This is a genomic window from Pseudomonas sp. S34 (genome assembly GCF_009866745.1).
Classification (GTDB): domain Bacteria; phylum Pseudomonadota; class Gammaproteobacteria; order Pseudomonadales; family Pseudomonadaceae; genus Aquipseudomonas; species Aquipseudomonas jessenii.
This window is the reverse complement of sequence record NZ_CP019398.1, coordinates 4667242-4692373: the sequence shown is the minus strand read 5'-3', so window position 1 is coordinate 4692373 and position 25132 is coordinate 4667242. Positions and strand designations below refer to the sequence as shown.

At 60.2% G+C, this 25132-nt stretch carries 24 protein-coding genes; 19 read left to right on the top strand and 5 right to left on the bottom strand.

Annotated features, from left to right (window positions below; translation table 11 throughout):
- The first annotated feature begins 54 nt into the window (after positions 1-54).
- Together araG and araH are read left to right on the top strand one after the other, a co-directional pair.
- A complete protein-coding gene (gene araG, locus PspS34_RS20815; RefSeq protein WP_154860308.1) occupies positions 55-1599 on the top strand; it encodes an L-arabinose ABC transporter ATP-binding protein AraG in 1545 nt (514 codons plus the stop codon).
- 12 nt (positions 1600-1611) lie between these two features.
- Positions 1612-2580: an L-arabinose ABC transporter permease AraH gene (araH, locus tag PspS34_RS20810; RefSeq protein ID WP_154860307.1), complete on the top strand. Its 969-nt coding sequence runs from the start codon at positions 1612-1614 to the stop codon at positions 2578-2580.
- A 214-nt stretch (positions 2581-2794) separates the two neighbouring features.
- On the opposite strand, the gene PspS34_RS20805 is transcribed toward araH, so the two are convergent.
- Together PspS34_RS20805 and PspS34_RS20800 are read right to left on the bottom strand one after the other, a co-directional pair.
- Positions 2795-3112 (bottom strand): hypothetical protein, encoded by a 318-nt coding sequence (locus tag PspS34_RS20805; protein WP_154860306.1) that lies wholly within the window; start codon positions 3110-3112, stop codon positions 2795-2797.
- Positions 3113-3193: 81 nt separating this feature from the next.
- Positions 3194-4399 (bottom strand): MFS transporter, encoded by a 1206-nt coding sequence (locus PspS34_RS20800; protein WP_154860305.1) that lies wholly within the window; start codon positions 4397-4399, stop codon positions 3194-3196.
- Positions 4400-4692: 293 nt separating this feature from the next.
- Between PspS34_RS20800 and PspS34_RS20795 the strand changes: the two genes are divergently transcribed.
- From PspS34_RS20795 to PspS34_RS20770, 6 genes are all read left to right on the top strand, one after another.
- Positions 4693-5175 carry a GNAT family N-acetyltransferase gene (locus tag PspS34_RS20795; protein ID WP_057713732.1) on the top strand — a complete coding sequence of 161 codons (483 nt, stop codon included), beginning with the start codon at positions 4693-4695 and terminating at the stop codon, positions 5173-5175.
- 145 nt (positions 5176-5320) lie between these two features.
- The gene (locus PspS34_RS20790; protein WP_154860303.1) at positions 5321-6313 is read left to right on the top strand and encodes a 2-dehydro-3-deoxygalactonokinase; all 993 of its coding nucleotides are present in this window, start codon (positions 5321-5323) and stop codon (positions 6311-6313) included.
- A gap of 19 nt (positions 6314-6332) precedes the next feature.
- Positions 6333-6953: a 2-dehydro-3-deoxy-6-phosphogalactonate aldolase gene (locus tag PspS34_RS20785; RefSeq protein ID WP_154860302.1), complete on the top strand. Its 621-nt coding sequence runs from the start codon at positions 6333-6335 to the stop codon at positions 6951-6953.
- A gap of 48 nt (positions 6954-7001) precedes the next feature.
- On the top strand, positions 7002-8150 hold the full coding sequence (gene dgoD / locus PspS34_RS20780; protein WP_159390332.1) for a galactonate dehydratase: 1149 nt from the start codon (positions 7002-7004) through the stop codon (positions 8148-8150).
- A 192-nt stretch (positions 8151-8342) separates the two neighbouring features.
- Entirely contained in the window at positions 8343-9653 is a 1311-nt protein-coding gene (locus tag PspS34_RS20775) for an MFS transporter (RefSeq protein ID WP_057713735.1), read from the top strand.
- A 60-nt stretch (positions 9654-9713) separates the two neighbouring features.
- Entirely contained in the window at positions 9714-10517 is an 804-nt protein-coding gene (locus PspS34_RS20770; protein WP_150812222.1) for an IclR family transcriptional regulator, read from the top strand.
- On the opposite strand, the gene PspS34_RS20765 is transcribed toward PspS34_RS20770, so the two are convergent.
- Positions 10514-11566: an NAD(P)-dependent alcohol dehydrogenase gene (locus tag PspS34_RS20765; RefSeq protein ID WP_057713737.1), complete on the bottom strand. Its 1053-nt coding sequence runs from the start codon at positions 11564-11566 to the stop codon at positions 10514-10516. The two genes, PspS34_RS20770 and PspS34_RS20765, sit on opposite strands and share 4 nt — an antisense overlap.
- A 204-nt stretch (positions 11567-11770) precedes the next feature.
- On the opposite strand from PspS34_RS20765, the gene PspS34_RS20760 reads away from it, so the two are divergent.
- On the top strand, positions 11771-12661 hold the full coding sequence (locus tag PspS34_RS20760; RefSeq protein WP_057713738.1) for an AraC family transcriptional regulator: 891 nt from the start codon (positions 11771-11773) through the stop codon (positions 12659-12661).
- Between the two features lie 184 nt (positions 12662-12845).
- On the opposite strand, the gene PspS34_RS20755 is transcribed toward PspS34_RS20760, so the two are convergent.
- A complete protein-coding gene (locus PspS34_RS20755; protein ID WP_057713739.1) occupies positions 12846-14510 on the bottom strand; it encodes an electron transfer flavoprotein-ubiquinone oxidoreductase in 1665 nt (554 codons plus the stop codon).
- A 548-nt stretch (positions 14511-15058) separates the two neighbouring features.
- On the opposite strand from PspS34_RS20755, the gene PspS34_RS20750 reads away from it, so the two are divergent.
- The 10 genes from PspS34_RS20750 to PspS34_RS20705 all read left to right on the top strand — a co-directional run bounded on the left by PspS34_RS20750 (position 15059) and on the right by PspS34_RS20705 (position 24651).
- Positions 15059-15808 (top strand): electron transfer flavoprotein subunit beta/FixA family protein, encoded by a 750-nt coding sequence (locus PspS34_RS20750; RefSeq protein ID WP_015093946.1) that lies wholly within the window; start codon positions 15059-15061, stop codon positions 15806-15808.
- Positions 15809-16738, top strand: a complete 930-nt coding sequence (locus tag PspS34_RS20745) for an FAD-binding protein (protein ID WP_008004325.1) — start codon at positions 15809-15811, stop codon at positions 16736-16738.
- A gap of 198 nt (positions 16739-16936) precedes the next feature.
- Positions 16937-17776 (top strand): transporter substrate-binding domain-containing protein, encoded by an 840-nt coding sequence (locus tag PspS34_RS20740; RefSeq protein ID WP_159390331.1) that lies wholly within the window; start codon positions 16937-16939, stop codon positions 17774-17776.
- A gap of 9 nt (positions 17777-17785) precedes the next feature.
- A complete protein-coding gene (locus PspS34_RS20735; RefSeq protein WP_056727192.1) occupies positions 17786-18142 on the top strand; it encodes a DUF4398 domain-containing protein in 357 nt (118 codons plus the stop codon).
- Positions 18139-18951, top strand: a complete 813-nt coding sequence (locus PspS34_RS20730) for an OmpA family protein (protein WP_057713742.1) — start codon at positions 18139-18141, stop codon at positions 18949-18951. The genes PspS34_RS20735 and PspS34_RS20730 overlap by 4 nt, the downstream gene beginning before the upstream one ends.
- Positions 18952-19152: 201 nt before the next feature.
- Positions 19153-20592, top strand: coding sequence for a PLP-dependent aminotransferase family protein (locus PspS34_RS20725; protein ID WP_008050371.1), 1440 nt, complete (start codon positions 19153-19155; stop codon positions 20590-20592).
- An 80-nt stretch (positions 20593-20672) separates the two neighbouring features.
- Positions 20673-21152 carry a translation initiation factor 2 gene (locus PspS34_RS20720; RefSeq protein ID WP_154860299.1) on the top strand — a complete coding sequence of 160 codons (480 nt, stop codon included), beginning with the start codon at positions 20673-20675 and terminating at the stop codon, positions 21150-21152.
- Between the two features lie 166 nt (positions 21153-21318).
- Positions 21319-21573 (top strand): YkgJ family cysteine cluster protein, encoded by a 255-nt coding sequence (locus tag PspS34_RS20715; RefSeq protein ID WP_046037440.1) that lies wholly within the window; start codon positions 21319-21321, stop codon positions 21571-21573.
- A 41-nt stretch (positions 21574-21614) separates the two neighbouring features.
- On the top strand, positions 21615-22220 hold the full coding sequence (locus PspS34_RS20710; protein WP_057713745.1) for an START domain-containing protein: 606 nt from the start codon (positions 21615-21617) through the stop codon (positions 22218-22220).
- A 337-nt stretch (positions 22221-22557) separates the two neighbouring features.
- Positions 22558-24651, top strand: coding sequence for an LTA synthase family protein (locus tag PspS34_RS20705; protein ID WP_159390330.1), 2094 nt, complete (start codon positions 22558-22560; stop codon positions 24649-24651).
- A 59-nt stretch (positions 24652-24710) separates the two neighbouring features.
- Here the strand turns inward: PspS34_RS20705 and PspS34_RS20700 are convergent, their stop codons facing one another.
- The gene (locus PspS34_RS20700) at positions 24711-24869 is read right to left on the bottom strand and encodes a DUF3309 family protein (protein ID WP_172435350.1); all 159 of its coding nucleotides are present in this window, start codon (positions 24867-24869) and stop codon (positions 24711-24713) included.
- Positions 24870-25132 lie beyond the last annotated feature (263 nt).

Sequence of the window (25132 nt, the reverse complement as noted above, 5' to 3'; positions counted from 1 at the left end):
ACTTCAGCGGCGGCCTCGGCGGCGGGGTCGCCTGATCGGTGTGAAGAGGTGGTTATGCACGCGCAAACAATCCAACACGAACACAGCCTTACCGGCAGCTTGCGCTTCAACGGGATCGGCAAGACCTTTCCCGGGGTGAAGGCGCTGGACAACATCAGCTTCGTCGCCCATCCGGGGCAGGTTCACGCCTTGATGGGCGAGAACGGCGCCGGCAAGTCGACGCTGCTGAAAATTCTCGGCGGGGCCTACACGCCTTGCAGCGGTGCCTTACAGATCGGCGAGCGGACGATGGACTTCAAGTCCACCGCCGACAGCATCGGCAGTGGCGTCGCGGTGATCCACCAGGAGCTGCATCTGGTGCCGGAAATGACCGTGGCCGAGAACCTGTTTCTCGGGCATCTGCCAGCCAGTTTCGGCCTGATCAATCGCAGCACTCTGCGCCAGCAGGCACTGGCCTGCCTCAAAGGCCTGGCCGATGAAATCGACCCGCAGGAAAAAGTCGGGCGCCTGTCCCTCGGCCAGCGGCAACTGGTGGAAATCGCCAAGGCTTTGTCCCGTGGCGCCCACGTGATTGCCTTCGACGAACCCACCAGCAGCCTTTCGGCAAGGGAGATCGACCGCTTGATGGCAATCATCGGCCGGCTGCGGGACGAAGGCAAAGTGGTGCTCTATGTCTCCCATCGCATGGAAGAGGTGTTTCGCATCTGCAACGCGGTGACGGTGTTCAAGGACGGGCGCTACGTGCGCACGTTCGATGACATGAGCCAACTGACCCACGATCAACTGGTCACCTGCATGGTCGGGCGCGACATCCAGGACATCTACGATTACCGCCCGCGCCAGCGCGGCGCGGTGGCACTCAAGGTCGACGGACTGCTCGGGCCGGGGTTGCGCGAGCCAGTGAGTTTCGAGGTGCACAAAGGCGAAATCCTCGGGCTGTTCGGGCTGGTCGGGGCCGGTCGCACCGAGCTGTTGCGCCTGCTCAGTGGCCTGGCGCGCAACAGCGCCGGACAGCTGAAACTTCGAGGCCATGAACTGAAGCTGCGTTCACCCCGGGACGCGATTGCCGCCGGGATCCTGTTGTGCCCCGAGGACCGCAAGAAGGAAGGCATCCTGCCGCTGGCCAGCGTCGCCGAGAACATCAACATCAGTGCGCGCGGCGCCCATTCCACCTTCGGTTGCCTGTTGCGTGGCCTGTGGGAAAAGGACAACGCCGAGCAGCAGATCAAGGCGCTGAAAGTGAAGACGCCCAACGCGGCGCAAAAAATCATGTACCTGTCCGGTGGCAATCAGCAGAAGGCCATTCTCGGCCGCTGGCTGTCGATGCCGATGAAAGTGCTGCTGCTCGACGAACCCACACGCGGCATCGACATTGGTGCCAAGGCCGAGATCTACCAGATCATCCATAACCTGGCAGCCGAGGGGATCGCGGTGATTGTGGTGTCCAGCGACTTGATGGAAGTCATGGGCATTTCCGACCGCATCCTGGTGCTGTGCGAAGGCGCCCTGCGTGGCGAGCTGAGCCGCGAACAGGCCAACGAATCCAACCTGCTGCAACTGGCTTTGCCGCGCCAACGCACCGACGGCGTGGCGAACTGAGAGGTGACTATGATGACAACCCAAAACAACACCCTGCCGACCACGCGCAAACCGCTGGACCTGCGGCGCTTCCTTGATGACTGGGTGATGCTGCTGGCGGCGGTCGGCATCTTTGTCGCCTGCACCTTGCTGATCGACAACTTCCTTTCACCGCTGAACATGCGTGGCTTGGGCCTGGCGATTTCCACCACCGGCATTGCTGCCTGCACCATGTTGTATTGCCTGGCGTCCGGGCATTTCGACTTGTCGGTGGGCTCGGTGATTGCCTGTGCCGGGGTGGTCGCGGCGATGGTGATGCGCGACACCGACAGCGTGTTTCTCGGTGTCTGTGCCGCGCTGGTGATGGGCCTGATCGTCGGGTTGATCAACGGGATAGTGATCGCCAAGCTGCGGGTCAATGCGCTGATCACCACGCTGGCGACCATGCAGATCGTGCGCGGCCTGGCCTACATCTTCGCCAACGGCAAAGCGGTGGGGGTGTCCCAGGAATCGTTCTTTGTGTTCGGTAACGGCCAGATGTTTGGCGTGCCGGTACCGATCCTGATCACCATCGTCTGCTTCCTGTTCTTCGGCTGGCTGCTGAACTACACCACCTACGGGCGCAACACCATGGCCATCGGCGGCAACCAGGAAGCGGCACTGCTGGCCGGTGTGAATGTCGACCGGACCAAGATCATCATCTTCGCCGTGCACGGTGTGATCGGCGCGTTGGCCGGGGTGATCCTGGCCTCGCGCATGACCTCCGGCCAGCCAATGATCGGACAGGGTTTCGAGCTGACGGTGATCTCGGCCTGCGTGCTGGGCGGGGTGTCGTTGAGTGGAGGGATCGGCATGATCCGGCATGTGATCGCCGGGGTGTTGATTCTGGCGATCATCGAAAATGCGATGAACCTGAAGAACATCGATACGTTTTATCAGTATGTGATCCGGGGTTCGATTTTGCTTCTGGCCGTCGTGATTGACCGCCTGAAACAGCGCTGACACTCATTACACCTGTGGGAGCGGGCTTGCTCGCGAAGGCGTTGGCACATCCGGCATTAATGTGTCATAACCACCGCTTTCGCGAGCAAGCCCGCTCCCACAGGGTTGAGCGCTCACCATCGTATTGTGGTCCGGCACAGATCCTGTGGGAGCAACTGTCTGCAGTATGCCTTGCGCAGCGCCTCGGCCAATTCCTTTGTCCTCAAACCGGAAGTCATTGGCTGTCGCTGTCGTCGTCACCCGAGTCACCGCTAGTGGTCGAGCCAAGTCCGCCGCTGCTGGGTGTTTTGCGGCCTGGCAACTGTCGTCCCGCGTCGTTGCCTTGAATCCGCGGGTCGGTGCCGGTGGCGGGCGGCAGGTTATGGTCGATCGTCGTGCCATCGGTGTTCATGCCGGGGGCACTCTGGATGGCGGGAGCCCTGGGTTTTTCCACCGGATTGGTCGGGCCGGTGCTCGAGCCGATGGTTCCGGCGAAGGAGGCGGCGGATAAAAGGGCAGTGAGAACGAGGGCGGTCAACCTGGACAGGGTCATGGTGGTGTCTCCAGCGAGTAGAGTCCTTACCTGATTAGTCCGCCCTCGATCCGGATGGGTGCATTGTCAGCGACGAACGGCTCAGGCCTCCTCCAGTGCCCTGACCGCTGTGGCTCTACGCCAGATCAAGCGGCCCACGGTGATCAGCCAGTTGAGCGAGGCAACCGCCAACACCGTGAGCAACAGCGTGGGCATGCCTTGCTCGACAATGATTTTCCCTGCCAGCAATGGAAATCCGAACACGCCGATGAAGTACGACAGGCTGAACAGCAGCAAGGATTGTGCGGTGGTGCCGTTCGGCGCTTCATTGGCGGCCAGGCCGTTGATCACCGAGTAGGTCAGGCCGTAACCGATCCCGAGCATCACCGCCGCGAGCACGTAGCTGACGCTGCTGTCGACGACAACACCGAACATCACGATCGATGCCAGCATCAGCCCCGAAAGCAGGCACGATGCACGCAATGGATCGCGCTTGACCACGAAACCGGCAACCAGCATGCGGCCGCTGATCGCCGCACTCATGAAGCCGAGGAAGAACAGCGAATAGTCGAGCGAGCGCGCTGCGGCATAACTGGTTTGAAAGCTCGACAGACCACCGAACACGCAGCCGCCGAGACCAACCATGATGATCGGGAGAACGGCCCTGGACGACAGCACCTGACCCGCTGCACGCCAGGAAATTCGCGACACGCTGCCAGATTGCGCGGGCGCCGGTTTCAGTTGTCGATCCAGGCGCCAGAACAGCAATACGCCGATCAGGCTGGCCAGCGCCGCCAGGTAAAACGCCGCGGTCACCGGATAACCGAGCGCACTCGCCGCGCGGCCGAGCAACGGGCCGCTGCCGATCCCGGTCATCATGCTGCCGGACAACAGGGCGAAGTATCTGGCGCGCTGCGCGGGTGTCACCAGGCTTGCCACGATGATCGGCCCCAGGGTGTAGAACACGCCCCAGCCCAAGCCCAGCAGCAGGCCGAAAAACAACAACAGGTGACCGAAGCCCGGGGTCAGGGCGAAGCCCAGGCTGGCGGCTACCAGCAATACACCGAACAGCGCCACCGAGCGGGCGGCACCGAGCAGGTCGGACAAATGACCGGAAACAATCACCGCTGCAAAGGTGCTGAGCATTGCCGCCGAAATCACACTTCCGGCATCGTGTTCGTTACCGCCGCGAGAACCAATCAGCAACGACAGCAGAAACGTCGAGCCGTAGGACAATGACAACAGGTAACTGGCGAGGCAAAAAAGGCCGAACAGCTTGTTTGAAACTGGGGGTGTTGCGGTGGGCATGACGCGGTTCCTTGACCGGATAAATAAGCAGCGCGTCTATCTAACCACGCAGACCCCGAATATTAGGTCCGAGGTTATCGATTCCAGGGTTAGTGCCGGCCGGAGTAAACCCCCTTTGTAGGAGCGAGCTTGCTCGCGATGAACCCGAGAACACCGCGTGTATCCAGAAAGCACGCGTTATCGTTAAAGACCATCGCGAGCGAGCTCGCTCCTACAGGTGTTGGGACAGTTCCCTCGCCACAAATACCGCGCCGACTTAGTATGGCGTTTTCCACTTTTGACAAGGCACGTCCATGACGATCGAAATCCGCCCGGCGACCCCCAGTGACGCACCGCAAATCCTCGCGTTCATCACTGAACTGGCCGACTACGAACGTGCCCGCCATGAAGTCATCGCCAGCGTTGCCGATATCGAGCGCAGTCTGTTCAGCGAAGGCGCCACAGCCCATGGCCTGATCTGCCTGCGCGAGGGTGCACCCATCGGTTTCGCGGTGTTCTTCTTCAGCTATTCCACCTGGCTTGGCAGCAACTGCCTGTACCTCGAAGACCTCTACATCACCCCGGAACAACGCGGCGGTGGCGCGGGCAAGACCCTGTTGCGGCATCTGGCGAAAATCGCCTGCGCCAACGACTGCGGCCGTTTCGAGTGGAGCGTGCTGGAGTGGAATACGCCCGCCATCGATTTCTACAAATCCCTGGGCGCGCAGCCGCAGGAGGAGTGGGTGCGCTATCGGATGGATGGGGCGGTGTTGCGGGATTTTGCAGCGGGTAACTGATCGCTTCCAAAAGATCGCAGCCTTCGGGCTGCGATTTTTTTGCCTTGTCTCATAATGTGGGATTGATATTTATATATTGAGATTTGTCCCTTCGCAGGTTTATAGTCCCGCTCACTCACTGCCAAAAACCAAAACAGGTGAAGCGATGCAGGCGCAATTGATCGCGCTCGACTGGGGGACAACCTCATTACGTGCTTACAAACTGGCCGAAGGCGGGCAAGTGCTCGAACAGCGTTCGCTGTCGTCGGGGATCATGCAGCTGCCGAAAGCGCCGCGAATCATTGGCGGCCGGGAATGCGCCGATGGTTTCGAACTGGCCTTCGATGAGGCTTGTGGCGACTGGCTCGACGCCCAGCCGAATTTGCCGGTGATTGCCTGCGGCATGGTCGGCAGCGCCCAGGGTTGGAGCGAAGCGGCCTACCGGGACACGCCGGCGAACGTCGCCACGCTCGGTACTTCCTTGCAAACCGTGCGCAGCTGGCGCGGCGTCGATGTGCACATCGTGCCCGGCGTCATCGAGCGTTCGCCTTTGCCGAACGTGATGCGCGGCGAAGAAACCCAGGTACTCGGCGTGCTGCAAAACCTGACGAGCGAGGCGGGCGCTGATCTGCTGATAGGCCTGCCGGGCAGCCATTCGAAATGGGTGGAAGTGGCCGGCGGCTGCATCGTGCACTTCGACACTTTCATGACCGGCGAAGTCTTCGCCGTGCTCAGTCAACACAGCATTCTCGGACGCACCCAACAATGTGGCGCGTCTTTCGATGGCGATGCGTTTGATCGCGGCGTGAAGGTCGCGTTGTCGGCGCACGGTGAAATCGGCCTGCTGTCGACGATGTTCAGCGCCCGCAGTCTCGGGCTGACCGGCGAGTTGAGCGCAATCGCCCAGGCGGACTATCTGTCCGGCCTGCTGATCGGCCACGAGTTGACGGCCTTGGCCAATGCCCAGCGGCGCCGACGCAACAGTGTGCATCTGCCTTCGATCATCCTCATCGGCAACACCCAACTCTGTGCCCGCTACAGCCGTGCGCTCGACGCCTGCGGTTTTGCCCGGGTGACCCTGGCCGAACAGGCCACCGAACGCGGGTTGTGGCAACTGGCGTTGGCTGCCGGCCTGGTCACGTGCACCGCATCCCGTTAAACCTGACTGGAGTCCTGACATGCTCAAACAAGCCCTGGCGCAAAACGGCCTGATCGCGATCCTGCGTGGCCTGCGCCCGCAGGAAGCGGCGGCCATCGGCGAAGTCCTGTACGCCGCCGGATTTCGCGTCATCGAAGTGCCGCTCAATTCCCCTGAACCGTACGAAAGTATCCGCATCCTGCGCAGTACCTTGCCCGCCGATTGCCTGATCGGTGCCGGTACGGTGTTGACGCCGGAGCAGGTCGAGCAAGTGAAAGCCGCGGGCGGCCAGGTGATCGTCATGCCCCATAGCGATCCGAAGGTCTTGCGCGCGGCGAAAGCGGCAGGGCTGTACCTGTCGCCGGGTGTCGCCACGCCGACCGAAGCCTTCACGGCACTGGCTGAAGGCGCGGATGTGCTGAAGCTGTTTCCGGCCGAGCAGATGGGGCCGGCAGTCGTCAAAGCCTGGCTCGCCGTATTGCCTGCCGGAACCCTGCTGGCGCCGGTTGGCGGGATCACGCCAGACAACATGCAGTCGTTCATCGACGCCGGCGTCAAAGGTTTCGGCCTCGGTTCCGGCCTGTTCAAACCGGGCATGACGCCTACGCAAGTGGCGGCCAATGCCGAGGCCTATGTCGCTACCTGGAAAGCCCTTCGCTAAGACTTCATTGAGCGCCGAGCGCGCTGCATCTAATAAGAGAGCCAAAAGATGAAAATCACCAAACTGACCACCTTCATCGTTCCGCCGCGCTGGTGCTTCCTCAAGGTCGAAACCGACGAGGACGTCACCGGTTGGGGTGAGCCCGTGGTCGAAGGCCGCGCCCACACCGTTGCCGCTGCCGTTGAAGAACTGTCCGATTACCTTATCGGCAAAGACCCGCGCAACATCGAAGACATCTGGACCGTGCTCTATCGCGGCGGCTTCTACCGTGGCGGCGCGATCCACATGAGCGCTCTGGCCGGTATCGATCAGGCCTTGTGGGACATCAAGGGCAAGGCGCTGGGCGTGTCGGTCAGCGATCTGCTGGGTGGCCAGGTGCGGGACAAGATTCGTGTGTACTCGTGGATCGGCGGGGACCGTCCAGCGGACACCGCGCGTGCGGCGAAAGAAGCGGTCGAGCGTGGTTTTACCGCGGTGAAAATGAACGGCACCGAAGAGCTGCAATTCCTCGATACCTTCGACAAGGTCGACCAGGCCCTGGCCAACGTCGCTGCCGTGCGCGATGCCGTCGGCCCGAACGTCGGCATAGGCGTCGACTTCCATGGCCGGGTGCACAAGCCCATGGCCAAGGTGCTGATGAAGGAGCTTGATCCGTACAAGCTGATGTTCATCGAAGAGCCGGTGCTGAGCGAAAACTACGAAGCGCTCAAAGAGCTGGCGCCGCTGACCAGTACGCCGATTGCCCTGGGCGAACGGCTGTTCTCGCGCTGGGATTTCAAGCGCGTGCTCAGCGAAGGTTATGTCGACATCATCCAGCCGGATGCCTCCCACGCCGGTGGCATCACCGAGACCCGCAAGATCGCCAACATGGCCGAAGCCTACGACGTGGCGCTGGCGCTGCATTGCCCGTTGGGCCCGATTGCCCTGGCGGCGTGCCTGCAACTGGACGCGGCTTGCTATAACGCGTTCATCCAGGAACAGAGCCTGGGCATCCATTACAACGAGAGCAACGACCTGCTCGATTACGTCAAAGACCCAAGGGTGTTCGACTACGACAAAGGCTTCGTGAAGATCCCGAACGGCCCGGGCCTGGGCATAGAGATCAACGAGGAATACGTGATCGAACGCGCCGCCATCGGCCACCGCTGGCGCAACCCGATCTGGCGCCATGCCGATGGCAGTTTTGCCGAGTGGTGAGTCACTGACACACCACCGTCCCCTGTGGGAGCGGGCTTGCTCGCGAAAGCGTCCTGTCAGTCACATCAATGTTGGATGTGCAGCCGTCTTCGCGAGCAAGCCCGCTCCCACACTAGATCTCCATGGATAGAGGGATCTGCGTTTCCCCGGCTTTCTCATTGACCTCAATAACCATAAGAAGAGGCACCCCTCATGCAACCGCAAACCCTCACCGGGCAGGCGTCGTTGGTGACGCCCAGCCGCAAGCGTTTTTTCATCATGGTGCTGTTGTTCATCACCGTGGTGATCAACTACCTGGACCGCAGCAACCTGTCCATCGCTGCCCCGGCATTGACCAGTGACCTGGGCATCGACCCGATCCACGTCGGCCTGATCTTCTCAGCGTTCGGCTGGACCTACGCGGCCATGCAAATCCCCGGCGGCTGGCTGGTGGATCGCGTGCCACCGCGCATCCTTTACAGTGTTGCCTTGCTGCTGTGGTCGGTGGCCACGGTGATGCTCGGCTTCGCCGGCAGCTTCATCGCGCTGTTCGTGTTGCGCATGGCAGTCGGCGCCCTGGAAGCGCCGGCGTACCCGATCAACAGCCGTGTGGTCACCACCTGGTTCCCCGAGCGCGAGCGTGCCACGGCCATCGGTTTCTATACCTCTGGGCAATTCGTCGGTCTGGCCTTCCTGACGCCGGTGCTGGCCTGGCTGCAGCACGAATTCGGCTGGCACATGGTGTTCGTCACCACCGGCGCGGTGGGTATTGTGTGGGCGGTTATCTGGTACGCGGTGTATCGCGAGCCACGGGATTTCAAAGGTGCCAATGACGCGGAAATCGATTTGATCCGCGAGGGCGGCGGGCTGGTGGATATCCAGGCCGAACAGGCCAGGGTCAAAGCCAAATTCAGCTGGACCGACCTGGGGATTGTCCTGACCAAGCGCAAGCTCTGGGGCATTTACCTCGGGCAGTTCTGCCTCAACTCGACACTGTGGTTCTTCCTCACCTGGTTCCCGACCTACCTGGTGAAGTATCGCGGCATGGACTTCATCAAGTCCGGCCTGTTGGCATCGCTGCCGTTTCTCGCCGCGTTTATCGGTGTGCTGTGTTCCGGTTTCTTCTCGGACTTTTTGATCCGTCGCGGTTACACGGTAGGTTTCGCCCGCAAGTTGCCGATCATCAGTGGCCTGCTGATTTCCACCTCGATCATTGGCGCCAACTTTGTCGAGTCGACGCCGTTGGTGATTGCCTTCCTCGCGCTGGCATTCTTCGGCAATGGCCTGGCTTCGATTACCTGGTCGCTGGTATCGACCTTGGCTCCGGCGCGTTTGCTCGGGCTGACCGGCGGTGTGTTCAACTTCATCGGCAACCTGTCGGCGATTGCCACGCCTATTGTGATCGGCTTCCTCGCGACGGGTGATTCTTTTGCCCCGGCGATCACCTACATCTCGGTGCTGGCACTGATTGGCGCACTGTCCTACATCTTGCTGGTGGGCAAGGTCGAGCGTATCAAGTTGTAGTCGTGGCACGCGGGCGACCATAATGCCGCCCGTTCACTCGCTCAACGGTAAAGGCTGGATATGCAGGAAGACGCCCCAAAAATCGCCAAGGACGCCGCGCCGACCGGCACCCAGACCCTGCTTCGCGGGTTGGGTGTGGTCCAGGCCGTGGCCAGCGGCGCCCGCGATCTCAAGGAAATCGCCCGGCTGATCGGCACCACGCGCAGCACCACCCATCGCCTGGCCAGTTGCCTGGTGGACGAGCGTTATCTGCGGGTGGTGCCGCAAGTCGGTTATTTGCTGGGGCCGAAACTGATCGAACTGGGCTTTCAGGCCCGTGAAGAGCTGCCGTTGGTAACCCTGGCCGGGCCGTACCTGGATGAGTTGTCGGCGTTGACCGGCGACACCATTCACCTGGCGATCCGTGAAGGCGACGAAGTGCTGTACCTGCACAAGAATCCGGGGCGCAATGGCCCGGAAATGCGTTCGCGGGTCGGCCATCGCATGCCGTTGGCGCGCACCGGGATCGGCAAGGCGCTGATGCTCGATGATTCGCCGCAAGAGTGGCAGCGCCTGTACGAAGTCAGCCTGCCGGTGGGTGGGAAAAACCAGTTCTGGCCGCAGCACCCGGAGCAATCCTGGGAGCAGTTTCAGCAGCGCATGGTCGAGTATGTGGCCGGCGGTTATGCGTTCGACCTGGAAGACAACGAACCGTCGATCCGCTGTGTGGCCGCTCCGATCCGTGATGCCAGCAAGCGCATCGTCGCCGGCATCAGCATTGCCAGTACCGTGCCTTACATGCCGCTGGAAAAAATGGCCGAGCTGATTCCCCTGATCAAAGGGGTCACGGCCCGGCTGTCGGCGGAGCTTGGCTTGAAGGTTTAGATTTTCAAGGTCGCCATGTCGATGACGAAGCGGTACTTCACGTCACCGGCGATCATGCGGGCGTAAGCCTCGTTGATCTGGCGGATGTCGAGCATCTCTATGTCGCAGGTGATGTTGTGTTCGGCGCAGAAATCCAGCACTTCCTGGGTTTCTGCGATGCCGCCGATCAGCGAGCCGGCGAGCACGCGACGCCCCAACACCAGCTTGGCGGCATGTACCGGTGGCTCCACCGGTTCGATCAACCCCACCAGGATATGTACGCCGTCGAATCGCAGCGTATCGAGGTAAGGGTTGAGGTCGTGCTGCACCGGAATGGTGTCGAGCAGGAAATCGAAGTGCCCGGCCGCAGCCTGCATCTGGGCGTCATCGGTGGACACGATCACATGGTCCGCGCCCTGACGACGAGCCTCTTCGGCCTTGCTCGCCGAACGGGTGAACAAGGTCACCTCGGCGCCCATGGCCTTGGCGAACTTGATGCCCATGTGGCCCAGGCCGCCCATGCCGAGAATCCCGACTTTGTCACCGGCCTTCACGCCGTAGTGCTTGAGCGGTGAGTAGGTGGTGATGCCGGCGCACAGGATCGGCGCGGCGCTGGCCAGGGGCAGTTTTTCCGGGATACGCACCACAAAGTGCTCGCTGACCACGATGCTGTCGGAGTAGCCGCCCATGGTGTTGCTGCCATCCACGCGGTCCGGGGTGGCGTAGGTCATGGTCGGACCTTCGAGGCAGTATTGCTCGAGGTTGGCCTGGCAGGCTTCGCAGCTGCGGCACGAATCGACCATGCAGCCGACACCGACCAGATCGCCGACTTTATGCTGGGTGACACTCGCACCTACGGCGGTCACCTTGCCTACGATTTCGTGACCAGGCATCAGCGGGTAAACGGCAATGCCCCACTCGTTGCGGGCCTGATGGATGTCGGAATGGCAGACGCCGCAGTAGAGAATCTCGATGGCAACGTCGTCAGGCCTTGGGCTGCGACGTTCGAATTTCACGGGGGCGAGGGGAGTGGTGGCCGACTGGGCGGCGTATCCGATGGCGGTGTACATGGTGAACCTCGCAAAAAGCGCTGACGGGTGAGGTGGCGCATTCTGGGCGTCGTCCCCTGTACCGGCCATGGCGATTCCTCCGGGTGTCATGCCTATTCCTCCGGCATCCGCCTCTGTTCGAACCCATTGGCAATCAGACCTGCGATGATGCTTTCGTCCCTTAATCCGTGACCTTTTTTGTGACCTTTTTTGTGAAGAGCCCCGATGCTGTTGACCCGTTACCTTGATGCCAATGCCACCCTGGTTTCGCTGATCGAGCCGCTGTCCACTCGCGACGGTTTCGTCCCGACTGCGTTGCCGGGCGTACAGGTTCTGCGGGCCAGTTGCGACGTGGCCCGTGGGCCGCAGATCTATGAGCCGAGCCTGGTGATCATCGCCCAGGGCAGCAAACTGGCGTACCTGGGGCCGCGCACCCTGGAATATGGTGCTGGGCATTACCTGATTCAGGCGCTGCCGGTGCCGTTCGAGTGTGAAACCTTTGCCGCGCCCAGCGGGCCGATGCTGGGTGTTTCCGTCGCGATCGACCGGGTGATGCTGGGCGAGTTGGTGTTGGCGATGGGCCTGGCGCCGGGGCGGCATATTCCGGCGCAAACACCGGAGTCCATGACCTCGGCAGTGCTCGATGACGCCATGCGCGGTTGTGTCGAGCGGCTGCTGCGTTGCCTGCACGATCCGCTGGAATGCCAGATCATGGGGCAAGCGCGTTTGCGTGAGTTGCTGTTCGTCGCCTTGCGCGGTCCGCAAGCCGATGTGTTGCGGGCACTGGTTGAGCAGCAGGGGCAATTCGCCCGGATCGCGGCATCCCTCAGTCATCTGCATGCGCATTACACCGAACCGTTGAACGTCGAGACCCTGGCCAGTTGCGCCAACATGAGTGCGTCGACCTTTCACGAGCATTTCAAGCGCAGCACCTTGTTGTCACCGGTGCAGTACCTGAAGCGATTGCGTCTGCTGCGGGCGCAGCAGTTGTTGGTGGGGGAGGGGCTGGGTGTGGCGCAGGTGGCGCATCGGGTGGGGTATCAGAGCACGTCGCAGTTCAGTCGCGAGTACAAGCGGTACTTCGAGCGTAATCCCGGGGATGAACGCGCTGCCTGATCCACCGCAAATCCCCTGTGGGAGCGGGCTTGCTCGCGAAAGCGGTGTGTCAGTCAGTATAAATGGTGAAGGATCAACCGTATTCGCGAGCAAGCCCGCTCCCACATTGGATCTTCTGCAGTACATGAATCGCACGCAACAAAAAGGCCCCCGTTTCGGGAGCCTTGATGTTCAGCGGTTCGGCTTACATGTTCGGGTAAGTCGGGCCGCCAGCGCCTTCCGGCGCCACCCAGGTGATGTTCTGTGCAGGGTCCTTGATGTCGCAGGTCTTGCAGTGAACGCAGTTCTGGGCGTTGATCTGGAAGCGCTTCTCGCCGTCTTCCTTGGTGATCACTTCATACACGCCGGCCGGGCAGTAACGCTGGGCAGGTTCGTCGTACAGCGGCAGGTTCTTGCTGATCGGGATGCTCGCGTCGGCCAGCTTCAAGTGGCATGGCTGCTCTTCTTCGTGGTTGGTACCGGAGATGAACACCGAGCTGAGTTTGTCGAAGCTGAGCTTGCCGTCCGGTTTCGGGTAGTCGATCTTCTTGCAGTCGGCCGCGAGCTTGAGGCAAGCGTAATCCGGCTTGGTGTCGTGCAGGGTGAACGGCAGTTTGCCGCCGAAGATGTTCTGGTCGAGCCAGTTGAAGCCGCCGCCGACGATGGCGCCGAACTTGTGGATCGCCGGGCCGAAGTTGCGGCTGGCGAACAGTTCTTCGTAGAGCCAGCTCTTCTTGAACGCGTCGACGTAAGTGGTCAGCTCTTCGGTGCCGTCCTTCTCGGCGAACAGCGCCTCGGCCACGGATTCAGCGGCGAGCATGCCGGACTTCATCGCAGTGTGGCTGCCTTTGATCTTGGCGAAGTTCAGGGTGCCGAGGTCGCAACCGATCAGCGCGCCGCCCTTGAACACCATTTTCGGCAGCGAGTTCAGGCCGCCCTTGCAGATGGCACGTGCGCCGTAGCTGATGCGCTTGCCGCCTTCCAGGTACTGAGCAAGCACCGGGTGATGCTTGAGACGCTGGAACTCGTCGAACGGCGACAGGTAGGTGTTGCTGTAGGACAGGTCGACGATCAGGCCAACCACGACCTGGTTGTTTTCCAGGTGATAGAGGAACGAGCCACCGGTGTTCTCGGTGCCCATGATGTCCATCGGCCAACCGGCGGTGTGCACTACCAGGCCTGGCTGATGCTTGGCCGGGTCGACTTCCCAGATTTCTTTCAGGCCGATGCCGTAGTGCTGGGCATCAGCGTCGGTGTCCAGGTTGAAGCGCTTGATCAGTTGTTTGCCGATGTGGCCACGGCAACCTTCGGCGAACAGCGTGTACTTGCCACGCAGTTCCATGCCCGGGGTATACAGGCCTTCCTTCGGGTTGCCTTCGCGGTCAACGCCCAGGTCGCCGGTGATGATCCCGCGAACCACGCCGTTTTCGTCGATCAGCGCTTCCTGAGCGGCGAAGCCAGGGTAGATTTCCACGCCCAGGTTCTCGGCCTGCTGGGCCAGCCAGCGGCACAGGTTGCCCAGGGAGATGATGTAGTTGCCTTCGTTGTGCATGGTCTTGGGCACAAAGAAGTCTGGAATTTTCTGCGCGCTTTCAGCGTTCTTGAGCACGAAGATGTCGTCGCGGGTGACGGGCGTGTTCAGCGGCGCGCCGAGTTCTTTCCAGTTCGGGAACAGTTCGTTCAGGGCCCGTGGTTCGAACACGGCGCCGGACAGAATGTGAGCACCGACTTCGGAGCCTTTTTCGACCACGCAGACGCTGATTTCCTTACCGGCTTCAGCGGCCTTCTGCTTCAAGCGGCAGGCGGCGGAAAGACCAGCGGGGCCGGCACCGACGATGACCACGTCGAATTCCATGTATTCGCGTTCCACAGGTTATCTCCTACTCAAGGCTCAACAGTTTTTTTTCTAATTTGGAAGTCGGGTGTCGCATCCATGAATTCCGGCGCAACGCCGGAAGAGGACAATCGATTGACCACCTTTCTCTTTTGGTGGCGCATTATATCTACACCACTCTCAGCGTCCAATACAAACGTTTGTTTGAATTGGCTCAAAGCCAGAGAAATCAAAGTCACGCGCCTTATGAACGGCCATTTTGGCGTATTGACCGGAATAGGCGTTCCGGTCAAGATACGGGCGGTTTTGCGCTCGCCGTAGGCTGGCTGTTGGTTTCAAGAGCACCTCTAAAGACAGGGCGATGGCAGTAGAGAGTGATGCGCTGCGCGGGTTTGATGTGCAGTTTACACGCCGCGATGTTGAATGACTCGTCAGTCACCACTGACCAACGGTCATCCAGATCATGAGCGATGGTCACTTGACAGCTTTGCCGGCGTTTTTGGAGGTGCCCTTGCGCCCGATGAGCATCAACCGCCAGGTTCGCCTAGGCGACTTTCTTTTCACCGGAGAGTAACGAGGAATCCATGAAGGTTCTTGTAGCTGTCAAACGCGTTGTGGATTACAACGTCAAGGTTCGCGTCAAGGCGGACAATTCCGGCGTCGATCTTGCCAACGTCAAGATGTCGATGAACCCGTTCTGCGAAATCGCCGTGGAAGAAGCCGTACGCCTGAAAGAGAAGGGTGTTGCGACTGAAATCGTCGTCGTCTCCGTAGGCCCGTCCACCGCTCAAGAGCAACTGCGCACCGCGCTGGCTCTGGGTGCCGACCGCGCCATCCTCGTCGAGTCCGCCGAAGACCTGACTTCCCTGGCTGTTGCCAAACTGTTGAAAGCTGTTGTCGACAAGGAACAGCCTCAGCTGGTGATCCTTGGCAAACAGGCCATCGACAGCGACAACAACCAGACTGGCCAGATGCTCGCTGCATTGAGCGGCTACGGTCAGGGCACGTTCGCTTCGAAAGTCGAAATCAGCGGCGACAGCGTAGCTGTGACCCGTGAAATCGACGGCGGCGCGCAGACGGTTTCCCTGAAACTGCCGGCGATCGTCACCACCGACCTGCGTTTGAACGAGCCGCGCTACGCGTCTCTGCCAAACATCATGAAAGCCAAGAAGAAGCCTCTCGAAGTGCTGACTCCGGATGCTTTGGGCGTTTCCACCGCCTCCACCAACAAGACTTTGAAAGTCGAAGCGCCGGCTGCACGCAGCGCGGGTATCAAGGTCAAGTCGGTGGCTGAACTGGTCGAGAAACTGAAAAACGAAGCGAAGGTAATCTAAATGACTATCTTGGTTATTGCTGAACACGACAACAAAGTGCTGGCCCCGGCCACGCTGAACACCGTTGCTGCTGCCGCCAAAATCGGTGGCGACATCCACGTTCTGGTCGCTGGCCAGGGCGCTGGCGCCGTGGCTGAAGCCGCTGCGAAAGTCGCTGGCGTGGCTAAAGTGCTGGTAGCCGATAACGCTGCCTACGCTCACCAGCTGCCGGAAAACGTCGCTCCTCTGGTTGCAGAACTGGGCAAGGGCTACAGCCACATCCTGGCTGCCGCTACTTCCAACGGCAAAAACATCCTGCCGCGCGTTGCCGCTGCCCTGGACGTTGACCAGATCTCCGAGATCATCTCGGTAGAAAGCGCCGACACCTTCAAGCGTCCGATCTACGCCGGTAACGCCATCGCTACCGTTCAGTCGAACGCTGCGGTCAAGGTGATCACCGTGCGTGCCACCGGTTTCGACCCGGTTGCAGCTGAAGGTGGCTCCGCTGCCGTTGAAGCTGTTGGCGCTGCCCACGACGCTGGCATCTCCAGCTTCGTTGGCGAAGAGCTGGCCAAGTCCGATCGTCCGGAACTGACCGCTGCCAAGATCGTCGTTTCCGGTGGTCGCGGCATGCAGAACGGCGACAACTTCAAACACCTGTATGCCCTGGCCGACAAGCTGGGCGCTGCCGTCGGTGCATCGCGCGCCGCGGTCGACGCAGGTTTTGTACCCAACGACATGCAGGTCGGTCAGACCGGCAAGATCGTTGCTCCACAGCTGTACATCGCCGTCGGTATCTCCGGCGCGATCCAGCACCTGGCCGGCATGAAAGACTCCAAAGTGATCGTAGCGATCAACAAGGACGAAGAAGCGCCGATCTTCCAGGTGGCCGATTACGGCCTGGTGGCGGACCTGTTCGAAGCCATCCCTGAGCTGGAGAAGCTGGTCTAATCCGGCTGCTTCACTTATAAAGAGCCCGGCCTTTTGGTCGGGCTTTTTTTTGCTCTTCATTCTGTAGGAGCGAGCTTGCTCGCGATGGACTCAAATGCGCCGCGTTTTTCCAGAATGAACGCGTCATCGTTAACGTTCATCGCGAGCAGGCTCGCTCCTACAGGGGGGCATAACCAGGTATGAGTGGAGTGTGAAGCGATGGATCTGCGCTGTGTGTGGAGCTTGCTGGGATTGACGCTATTGCCGGCGCTGTCTGTCGCTGCAGGCAAATGCGAGCGCCTTGTGGTAACCGGCAGCCCGGACGCACCGCCGTACCTGTGGCAAGACCCGCACAATCCCAAATACCTGATCGGTGCCAGCGCCGATTTGCTGCAGCAAGTGGCGGGGGAGTTGGGGCTCAAGGTCGAACTGCTTTATGCCGGCAAGCGCGCCCAGGCCCTGGACGAAGTGCGCAGCGGGCGCATGGACATGCTGGCGGACGCGACGTTGACCGTCAGCGAGCTGGAGACCCTGGACTACATCCATCCAGCCTTGCTGGAAAACGACTACCTGGTCTGGACTCGCAAGGACTCGACACTGGTCTACAACGAAGCACAGGACCTGCACGGCCATCCCAGTGCCGTGTCGGAAAAGGCCCGAATGACCCCGCAATTCAGCACCTTTGCCGAACAGCAACTGACCCTCACGCGCACGTCCAACCTGACCCAGGCCTTTCAGAAACTGCTGTTGGGCGAGGTCGAGTTTGTACTGGCAGGGCGTTACTCGGGCATGGCGACCGCGCAGACACTGGGCATGGCCGCTGACCTGGTCGCGCGCTCGCAACCGGTCGACAAATCTGGCCTGTACCTGGCGATTTCCCATGACTCGGCGTGCAACGATCCGTGGTTGCGCGGACAGTTGGCCAAAAAGATGACAGAATTGCCCGCGTCCGGACTGACGGAGGCCGTGCTGATGCGCAATATCGAGCGATGGAAAGCACAACGCTCACAACCACAGCCAAGCCCCCCGCAACAACCCGTCAGTACCCCAAAACAGTAAGGATTTTCAGTGAGTATTCGACCTCTTTTCGCTGCCGTGGCCTTTGCCGCCCTGGCGGGTTGTGCAACCGATCCTGCGCCGAATGAACAGATTCGCCTGACCGAACAGGCACTCGAACAGGCCAAGGCCGTAGGCGCCACCGCCGACGATGTGCCGGAAATGAAACTGGCCGAAGACAAGTTCAACCGCGCCAAGGGCAACATGACCGATCAATCCTTCAAAAACGCACGCATGCGGGCCGAGCAGGCCGAACTCGATGCGCGCCTGGCGGAAGCCAAGGTGTTGACGGCCAAGAGCGAGGAACAGTTGAACGTGCTCAACACCCGCATCGCCCGCCTGCGCAAGCAACTGGGAGATGCCCAATGAGCCTCAAGAGCAAAGCCCTCGGCGGTTTGATCCTGGCAGGCTGCGCGAGCCTCTTTGGCTGCGCCAGCCAGCACAGCGAGTCCGCGTTGCAGCAGGCCGGTGCCGACTTTCAGAAGGTCAAGGAAGACTCCAATGTGCTGCGAATCGCCCCCAAGGACGTGATTCGCGCCGGCGAGTCCCTGGCCCGTGCCGATCGCCTGTCCAGCTATTGGGGCAGCGGTTCGGACGTGGTGCATTACGCCTACCTGAGCCAGCGCTACAGCGCCATTGCCCGGGAGCACACCAATCAGGTGCTCAACGAAGAGCAAGCGGCGAAACTCGAACTGGAACGGCAGCGTCTGCAACTGGCATTGCGTGAATCCAAACTGTTCAGCGTGCAGCAGCAAGGCAAATGGCTCGAGGAGCAGATCCTGGCATTGACGACCAGCCAGACCGACCGCGGTCTGGTGATGACCTTGGGCGACATGCTGTTCGACACCGGCGAAGCGGAATTGAAACCGTCGGCCAACCGTGTGGTGTTGAAGATCGTGCAGTTCCTGCAACTCAACCCCAAGCGAGTGGTGCGGATCGAAGGTTACACGGACAGTACCGGGGGCAAGCAGGAAAACCTCAAGCTGTCCCGCGACCGCGCGCAATCGGTGGCTGACGTGCTGATGGACCTGGGTATCGACGACAAGCGCATCCAGGTCGAGGGTTATGGCGACGAGTATCCGGTGGACGCGAACGCGTCGGAACGGGGCCGGGCGCAGAATCGTCGGGTGGAAATTGTGTTTTCCGACGAAAAGGGCCAGCTCGGCGCTGCCCGCTAAGGGTTGCGTCGCTGGAAAGCCCGGCCTGCCATGCAGTGCCGGGTTTTTTTATGCCTGCCGATTACCGCACAAAACAGTACAGATTTTGCTGACACTGCACTGTACGGTCGACTATTGTGGCAACTGTCCCCGTACACTTCTAAACTGTTCCGGTATTGTTTCACACAAGAATAAAATGCCCGTGAAATCGAGTGCTGCGTCATGACCAATCTTTTGCTCTATCAACGTATTGCTCAACAACTGGCCGAAGACATCCGCCGTGGGGTCTATCAGCCGGGGGAGCGCGTGCCTTCGGTGCGCAAGATGAGCTCGCAGCTCAATGTCAGCCATGCGACGGTGTTGCAGGCGTATGCCAATCTCGAGGATCAGGGGCTGATCCGCGCCCGGCCGCAGTCGGGTTACTACGTGCACCAGACGCCGGCGCTCACCGCGCCGACGCCGGACATCGCCCGGGTCGAGCGCCCCGGGCTGGTCACCCGCAGCAGCATCATTCAGCAAGTCCTGGTCGAGTCCCGTCGTGAAGGTGTCTTCCCGCTGGGCGCTGCGGTGCCGAGTGTCGACTATCTGCCGGTGCGGGCATTGCATCAGCAATTGGCCAAAGTCACCCGTTTCCATAGCCCGCGGGCCTTCAGCTACATGTTCAGCCCTGGTTTCGAGCCGTTGCGCCGACAGGTGGCGATCCGCATGCGCGATGCCGGCGTGGTGGTCGATCCGTCGGAAGTGGTGATCACCCACGGCTGCGTCGATGCGCTGCAGATGTCCTTGCGTGTGCTGACCCGTCCGGGCGATCTGATCGCGGCCGAGTCGCCGACCTATTACGGGTTGCTGCAACTGGCCGACCTGTTGGGGCTCAAGGTCATCGAGATCCCCAGTGATCCAGCCACGGGCATGAGCCTGGAAGCCCTGCAACTGGCGGCCAACCAATGGTCGATCAAGGCGTTGGTGCTGACCACCCGCCTGAGCAATCCGTTGGGCGGCACCATGCCGGAGGAGCGGCAGAAACAATTGCTGCGCCTGGCGTCGGACTTCGATATCCAGATTGTCGAAGACGACATCTACGGTGAGCTGATGTTCGAGCAGGGGCGCACCAAGTCTCTCAAGGCCTATGATCGGCTGGACCGGGTGATCTATTGCTCGAGTTTCTCCAAGACCCTGTCGCCTGGCGTGCGGATCGGCTGGATGATTGCCGGCAAGTATCAGCAGGAAATCCAGCGCTTGCAGACCTTCAGTACGCATTCCGCGTGCAGCGTGACCCAGATGGGCATTGCCGCGTACCTGGAAAATGGCGGGTACGACCGGCATTTGCGCTTCATCCGTCAGGAGTACCGGAAAAACCTCAGTGCCTTCCAATTGGCCGTGCAGCAGTATTTTCCTGAAGGCACGCAGATGACCCGACCTACCGGCGGCTTCATTCTGTGGGTCAGTCTGCCGGGGCGGGTCAATACGCAAGAGTTGCACGTGCGGGCATTGCAGCAGGGCATCAGTATCGCGCCGGGACTGATCTTCAGTAATACCGAGCAATTCAATCACTGCATCCGGCTCAACTGCGGCATCCCGTGGAACCGCGAGGCCGAGCGTGCATTGATGACCCTGGGCATGCTGGCCACCCAACTCTGCCAGGAGATGGCTGGCGGTTTGTAACAGGCTGCGACTGCGCTTGTCTTGTGGGCTGCAACAGGCGAGCATATGCATCTCTGCCGTTTGCACCCACCGTTGGATACATGAAACCGACTTTTCCTGCCGCCTGGCTTTTGCTCTGCCTGATTGCGAGTATTCAGCCGGCATCCGTCGTGGCTGCTACCGAGCAGGATCAGACTACCGGCAGTTTCCACGTCGCACCGATAGAAGCCGCACCTGTCAAAAAAGCCTCGGTGGCCGGTAAGCAGGCTGCGCCCGTGAAAAAGCGTCCGCCCATTGCCTCCAAATCGAAACCGGCCAGCGAGGTGGCCAAGACCGAGCTTCCATCTACCAAACTGGATCTGAGCTTGCCCAAGGATATGGTTCAAGAGCTCAAGCCGGTCGGAACGGTGCCGTTGGTCAGGCGCGAACCGTTGTTACCCCAGATGTTCGGTGACAAAAGCGGCAACAGCGAGTTCCAGCTCAACGGCCGCCTGCTCAGCAACGAAATGCAGCTGCAACTGCGAAATGAAGAACGCCACGAGGTCGAAGGCGCGGCACTGGATTTCGAGTTTAAGCAGTAACCCCGTCAGGATCCGCGAGCCGCAGGCCAGACGCTTTGTCGGAGACTGGCCGGTCATGCTCGTTTGCGTTGAAAAACCCGCTCGCAGGTAATTTAAAACACCTGTTTTAACGGGTACTCTGTGCCCCGTCCATTAACACATTGCTCGTCGCGAGGAGCTTGTCGTCATGAAATGCCGTGAGGGCTGTGGCGCTTGTTGCATTGCCCCTTCCATCAGTTCACCGATTCCCGGTATGCCCAATGGCAAGGCCGCGGGGCAGCGTTGCCTGCAACTTTCCTCCGATAACCTGTGCAGTATTTTCGGCCAGCCGGAACGGCCGGCGGTGTGTTCCGCCTTCGAGGCCGATCCCGAGGTGTGCGGAAGCAGCAGCGAAGAAGCCATCCGGTTGATCGGCTGGTGGGAGCAAATGACGGCGGCGTGATGTGTTCTACGAACGGAACTTCAACAATAAGGAATAAGACTATGGGTTCGCTGCATCGTATGGCTGTGCTGTGTGGTTTGACGGTTGTGCTGGCTACCTCGACGGCCCAGGCCGAAGACTGGAAGGTCAAGAAAGACGAAGACGGCATCAAGATCTCCCTGAGTGAAGTGGCCGGCTCCGACTACAAGGCCTACCAGGGCGTCACGCTGATGAAGACCACCATGGCCAAGCTGCGTGCGTTGCAGGACGACGTGTCCGGAGCCTGCGCCTGGATTCACGAATGCAAAACCCAGAAGCTGCTCAAGCACGAAGGTGAGCAGAGCTGGACCTACACTCAGTTCAACACCCCGTGGCCGGTTACTCCTCGTGATTCGGTGTTGCACATCACCACCATCGAAGGGGCCGATGGCAGCCTGACCCGCAAGCTCGAAGGCGTGCCGAAATACATTCCTGAAGAAAAAGGCTTCGTCCGGGTCACCAAGGTCGACGGTTTCTGGAAGTTCGTACCCAAGGGCGACCAGATCGAAGTGACCTATCAGGTGCACACCGAGCCGGGCGGCAGCGTGCCGTCGATGGTGGCCAACAAGTTCGTGGTGGATGCCCCGTTCAATACCTTGAAAGCCCTCAAGGAACGCGCCGAGAAGTAAATGTGTCACTCTTTTGAGGTGACTTCGTAACGCCCCGACTCGATCGGGGCGTTTGCTTTTTTGAACGACGCTCAGGTTTTAATTTGTTTCCGGATATGCGTTGCACGAAATTTTCACCCACTCTCCAAGACAATTCGCCGCCTCTCCCGTAACGCGCAGCGTATGGCTGAATGCAGGATGAAAGACTCGGGATGAGGGTAGTTATCAATGGCAATGCTGCCGTTGATCGTGCAACATTTGCGCACCGCGCAAACCCCCAGGCCTGGTACGGGCCGAAAAGAGGGCAAGGCGCAGCTGTATTTTTGAAACTTCAACTTCCAATGGGTCCTAAAACGACATGGCAATCCCGGACGCCCTGAGTCAGCAGCGAGCTTCTAGTCGCCTGCTGCAACCGACCGTCAAATCGCATCTGGCCTACACGCTGTTGTGTGCCCTGGTCATGATGGTCATGTTCAGCCTGCTGCGCGTCGCGCTGCTGGCTTACAACAGCTCGATGATCCTCGACACACCGGCTTCGACCTTCCTCGAGGCATTCGCCAACGGTCTGCGTTTCGACCTGCGCCTGGTGGTCTATCTCAGTATTCCGTTGCTACTGGCCTTGTTCAGCGCCCGGGCCATGGCGGCACGCGGGCTGTTCCGACTCTGGCTGACAGTGGTCTCCAGCATCGCGCTGTTCCTGGGCCTGATGGAGATGGACTTCTATCGTGAATTCCACCAGCGCCTCAACGGCCTGGTCTTCCAGTACGTCAAGGAAGACCCGAAAACCGTGGCCAGCATGCTCTGGTATGGTTTCCCGGTGGTCCGCTATCTGCTGGCGTGGGCTCTGGGTACCGTGATCCTGAGCATGGCATTCAAGGGTGCCGACCGTGCGACCCGCCCTCGTGGCCCGTTCAGTGGCGGCAGCATCGGCACACGCAAGGTCGCGCCGTGGTATGCACGCATTGGCGTGTTCGTGGTTTGCCTGCTGATCTGCGTCGTCGCGGCCCGTGGCACCTTGCGCCAAGGCCCGCCGATGCGCTGGGGTGATGTCTACACCACAGATTCCAATTTCGCCAACCAGTTGGGTCTCAACGGTACGCTTTCTCTGGTCGCCGCCGCCAAGAGCCGGATGTCCGAGGATCGTGACAATATCTGGAAAGCCACGCTGCCACAGCCACAAGCCCAGCAAGTGGTGCGTGACATGCTGGTGATGGCGGATGACAAACTGGTGGATGGCGAGACCGCGGCGGTACGTCGCGATTACACCCCGCCAGCCGACAAGACCTTGCCGATCAAGAACGTCGTCGTGATCCTGATGGAAAGCATGGCCGGTCACTCGGTGGGTGTGCTGGGTGGGCCAGGCAACATCACGCCGTACCTCGACAAGCTGTCGAAGGAAGGCTTGCTGTTCGACCGCTTCTTCTCCAACGGTACCCATACCCACCAGGGCATGTTCGCCACCATGGCCTGTTTCCCGAACCTGCCGGGCTTCGAATACCTGATGCAGACCCCGGAAGGCAGCCACAAGCTGTCCGGTCTGCCGCAGTTGCTCAGCGCCCGTGACTTCGACGACGTGTATGTCTACAACGGCGATTTCGCCTGGGACAACCAGTCGGGTTTCTTCAGCAACCAGGGCATGACCAACTTCATCGGCCGTAACGATTTCGTGAATCCGGTGTTCTCTGATCCGACCTGGGGCGTGTCCGACCAGGACATGTTCGACCGTGGCCTGGTGGAGCTCAAGGCGCGGGAAAACGGCAAGCCGTTCTATGCCTTGCTGCAAACCCTGTCCAACCACACGCCTTACGCCTTGCCGACGCCATTGCCGGTCGAGCGCGTGACCGATCGTGGCAACCTGAACGAACACCTGACCGCCATGCGTTACTCGGACTGGGCACTGGGCCAGTTCTTTGAAAAGGCCCGCAAGGAGCCGTACTTCAAGGAAACCCTGTTTGTCGTCGTCGGTGACCACGGTTTTGGTAACGAACGGCAGATCACCGAAATGGACCTGGGCCGCTTCAACGTGCCGATGCTGATGATCGCGCCGGGCATCCAGGAAAAGTTCGGCCAGCGTGACCACACCGTGGGCACTCAGATCGACATCGTGCCGACCATCATGGGCCGCATCGGTGGCGAAGTACGTCATCAGTGCTGGGGACGCGACCTGCTCAACCTGCCGGAAGGCGACGCCGGTATTGGTGTGATCAAGCCGTCGGGCAGCGAGCAGACCACGGCCGTCCTCACCGCGGACCAGATTCTGGTCCTGCCGAAGGACAAGGACATGGCGCCGAAGTTGTATCAGTATGAATTGGGTGCCAACCCTCGCGCCGAAGTCATTGCTGATGCGCCGCGTACCGCCGAGTTGAAACTCAAGCTCGAAGCGTTCCTGCAAACAGCGACCAAGAGCCTGCTGGACAACACCGCCGGTGTCATTGATGGCAAGCCGGACTAAGTTGTGACGCAATAGAAAAGAGGCCCTTCAAGGGCCTCTTTTTTTTGCCTGGCGGATACTTATATTCGGCCAAGCAAGAGCAGGATCAACAGCACCACCAATACGACGCCGATGATACCGGACGGGCCGTAACCCCAACTTCTGGAGTGCGGGAAGACCGGTAAACCACCGATCAGTAACAGGATCAGAATGATGATCAGTATTGTGCCCATGTCTATTTCCTTGTCGAAAATGCAGTGGATTGACCATGCCAATCAAGGTCAGCGGGAATGAAGTAAATTCGAGCTGCTTAAAAATTCGGACTGTTGCGCTTGCAGGAAAATTCCAAGTTTTTTTGAAGTATTTCGCACGGGTTCTTATTTTTTGTAGTTGCCTTGATTGCGTCAGACGCTCCCGCAGTTTGCTCGGGCCATTCAGCAATCTGATGGAGCGTGGGTCGGGCAATTTCCTTCGCTACACTCGGTGCATCTTCCAAGAACAA